This window comes from Nocardioides sp. CPCC 206348, assembly GCF_048654705.1.
In the GTDB taxonomy this organism is placed as follows: Bacteria; Actinomycetota; Actinomycetes; order Propionibacteriales; family Nocardioidaceae; genus Nocardioides.
This window is the reverse complement of record NZ_JBMCZA010000226.1, coordinates 15,304-18,077: the sequence shown is the minus strand read 5'-3', so window position 1 is coordinate 18,077 and position 2,774 is coordinate 15,304. Positions and strand designations below refer to the sequence as shown.

Annotated in this window: 4 protein-coding genes; all 4 read left to right on the top strand. The window is 68.1% G+C overall.

Translation table 11 applies throughout. The features are described from left to right. Nucleotides 1-85 precede the first annotated feature (85 nt). A complete protein-coding gene (locus ACOADB_RS25630; RefSeq protein ID WP_378605593.1) occupies nucleotides 86-841 on the top strand; it encodes an enoyl-CoA hydratase family protein in 756 nt (251 codons plus the stop codon). Further along, the gene (locus tag ACOADB_RS25625; protein ID WP_378605590.1) at nucleotides 838-1,737 is read left to right on the top strand and encodes a CoA transferase subunit A; all 900 of its coding nucleotides are present in this window, start codon (nucleotides 838-840) and stop codon (nucleotides 1,735-1,737) included. The genes ACOADB_RS25630 and ACOADB_RS25625 overlap by 4 nt, the downstream gene beginning before the upstream one ends. Continuing rightward, nucleotides 1,737-2,543, top strand: coding sequence for a CoA-transferase subunit beta (locus ACOADB_RS25620; protein WP_378605587.1), 807 nt, complete (start codon nucleotides 1,737-1,739; stop codon nucleotides 2,541-2,543). The genes ACOADB_RS25625 and ACOADB_RS25620 overlap by 1 nt, the downstream gene beginning before the upstream one ends. Then, nucleotides 2,540-2,774 (top strand): nitronate monooxygenase (locus ACOADB_RS25615; RefSeq protein WP_378605584.1); only part of this gene is annotated, 235 nt, incomplete at its 3' end. The genes ACOADB_RS25620 and ACOADB_RS25615, both read left to right, overlap by 4 nt.

The following is a 2,774-nucleotide window of genomic DNA, read 5'->3' as shown; positions in this document are numbered from 1 at the left end:
GTCACCAGCGCGACGCGTCCCGCGAGATCCAGTTGGAGTGACATGCGGACACCCTACCAAGCAAATGCTTGGTAGGGTGCGTCCCATGACGGTTTCCAGTGAACTGCGCGACGACGGCATCCGCGTCGTCACCATGAACGCTCCCCCGGTCAACGCCCTCACCGTGCAGGGCTGGTTCGACGTGGCGAAGGCCCTCGACGAGGCCAGCGCGGACCTGGCGACGAAGGTCGTGGTCCTGCGCGCCGAGGGCAAGGGATTCAATGCCGGCGTCGACATCAAGGAGATGCAGAACACCACTGGCTTCGACGCGCTGCTGGGCGCCAACAAGGGCTGCTTCGCCGCCTTCAAGGCCGTCTACGAGTGCTCGGTCCCCGTCATCGCGGTGGTCAACGGCTTCTGCGTCGGCGGTGGCGTCGGCCTGGTCGGCAACGCCGACATCGTGGTCGCGAGCGAGGACGCCTACTTCGGCGTACCCGAGGTCAAGCAGGGTGCGCTGGGCGCCGCGACCCACATGGCCCGGATGGTCCCGCAGCAGATGATGCGCGCGCTGTACTTCACCGCCGCCACCATCTCCGCCGTCGACCTGCACCGGCTCGGCTCGGTCTACAAGCTGGCCCCGCGCGAGGAGCTGGACGCCGTCGCGCTCGAGGTGGCCGCCGCGATCGCCGACAAGGACACCCGGGTCATCCGTGCCGCCAAGGAGGCGCTGAACGGCATCGAGCCGGTCGACGTGAACAAGAGCTACCGGTTCGAGCAGGGCTTCACCTACGAGCTCAACCTGATGGGCGTGTCCGACGAACTCCGCGATGACTTCGCGGGAACGGAGAAGAGCAAGAAGTGAGCAAGCCTCGCGACAAGCAGATGACGGTCGACGAGGTCGTCGCCCAACTCTCCGACGGGATGACGATCGGAATCGGCGGGTGGGGTCCCCGGCGCAAGCCGATGGCCCTGGTCCGGGCGATCCTGCGCTCCGACCTGAAGGACCTCACCATCGTGAGCTGGGGCGGCGCCGACGTCGGTCTGCTGGCGCGCGCCGGCAAGATCCGCAAGCTCGTCTACGCATTCGTGTCGCTGGACTCCATCCCGCTCGAGCCCAACTTCCAGCGCGCCCGCCAGAACGGCACCATCCCCGAGATCGTCGAGCTCGACGAGGGCATGTTCCAGACGGGCCTCTACGCGGCAGCGCAGCGCCTTCCCTTCCTGCCGATGCGCGCCGGCCTCGGGTCCGACGTCCTGGTCAACAACCCGTGGATCAAGACCGTCACCAGCCCGTACGCCGACGAGAAGGGTGACTTCGAAGAGCTGACCGCCGTCCCGGCGCTCGAGCTCGACGTCGCCCTGGTGCACATGAACCGCGCCGACATCCACGGCAACGCGACCTACCTCGGGCCGGACCCGTACTTCGACGACCTGTTCGTGCAGGCCGCAGACAAGGCCTACGTCACTGTCGAGCAGATCGTCGACACCGCGGGCCTCACGGTCGACACGCCGGTTCAGCGGCTGCTGATCAGCCGGATGATGGTCGACGGCGTCGTCGAGACGCCGAACGGCGCGCACTTCACGGTCTGCACCCCCGACTACGAGCGCGACGAGAAGTTCCAGAAGGCGTACGCCGCCGCGGCGGGCGGGCCCGACGAGGACTGGGCCGCGTTCCACGAGCGCTTCCTCTCCGGCGACGAGACGGCCTACCAGGCCGCCGTCGCCGCCTTCCACGCCGAGCTCGAAGGAGCCAAGTGATGACCGACAACTCCGGGTTCTCCCGCGCCGACGTCTGCGCCGCTGCCATCGCCGACGCGTTCAAGGACGACGGCGAGATCTTCGCCTCGCCCATGGGCATGCTCCCGATGCTGGGCGTCAGGCTCGCCCGGCTCACGTCGAACCCCGACCTGGTGATCTCCGACGGCGAGTCGCTCTTCCTCGGCGGGACTCCCCCGCTCTTCGCGAAGGCGGACGTCGTCGAGGGCTGGATCCCGTTCCGTCGCGTCTTCGACGTGGTCGCCTACGGCAAGCGCCACGTGATGATGGGTGCCACCCAGATCGACCGCCAGGGCAACCAGAACATCTCCGCGATCGGAGACTTCGCCCAGCCGAAGCGCCAGCTCCTCGGATCGCGCGGCGCACCCGGCAACACGGTCAACAACCGGACGTCGTACTGGGTGCCGAAGCACAACACCCGGGTCTTCGTGGAGAACGTCGACATCGTCTCCGGCGTCGGCCCTGCACGCGCGAAGGCCGCCGGTCCGGGCGCCTCGAAGTACAACGACATCCACCGGATCGTCACCAACCTGGGCGTCTTCGACGTCAAGGGCGACGGTGACACTGTTCGCCTGCTCTCGGTGCACCCGGGTGTGGCCGTCGAAGAGGTCGTCGAGGCCACCGGGTTCGGACTCGCCCTCCCTGATGGGGTCGGCCCCGCCGACGTACCGACGACGCGGGAGCCGTCCCTCGAGGAACTGATCATCATCCGCGAGGTGCTCGATGCCAAGGGCCTGCGCTTCCGCGAGGTCCCTGAGCCTGTGGCAGTCGACGAGGTCGCGAAGTGATCGCCCAGCAGATCCGGACGCCCTTCACCGACCTGGTCGGCGTCCCGCACCCGGTCGTGCAGACCGGGATGGGCTGGGTGTCCGGACCGCGCCTGGTCTCCGGTACCGCCGAGGCCGGCGGTCTCGGCATCCTCGCCTCGGCGACGATGACCTTCGAGGAGCTCGAGAAGGCGATCGTCGAGACGAAGAACCGCACGGACAAGCCGTTCGGCGTGAACCTCCGTGCCGACG

What these genes read in the sequence shown, in the direction of transcription:
- ACOADB_RS25620 (WP_378605587.1), top strand. Translation starts at nt 1,737, where the DNA reads ATGACCGACAACTCCGGGTTCTCCCGCGCCGACGTCTGCGCCGCTGCC.
- ACOADB_RS25630 (WP_378605593.1), top strand. Translation starts at nt 86, where the DNA reads ATGACGGTTTCCAGTGAACTGCGCGACGACGGCATCCGCGTCGTCACC.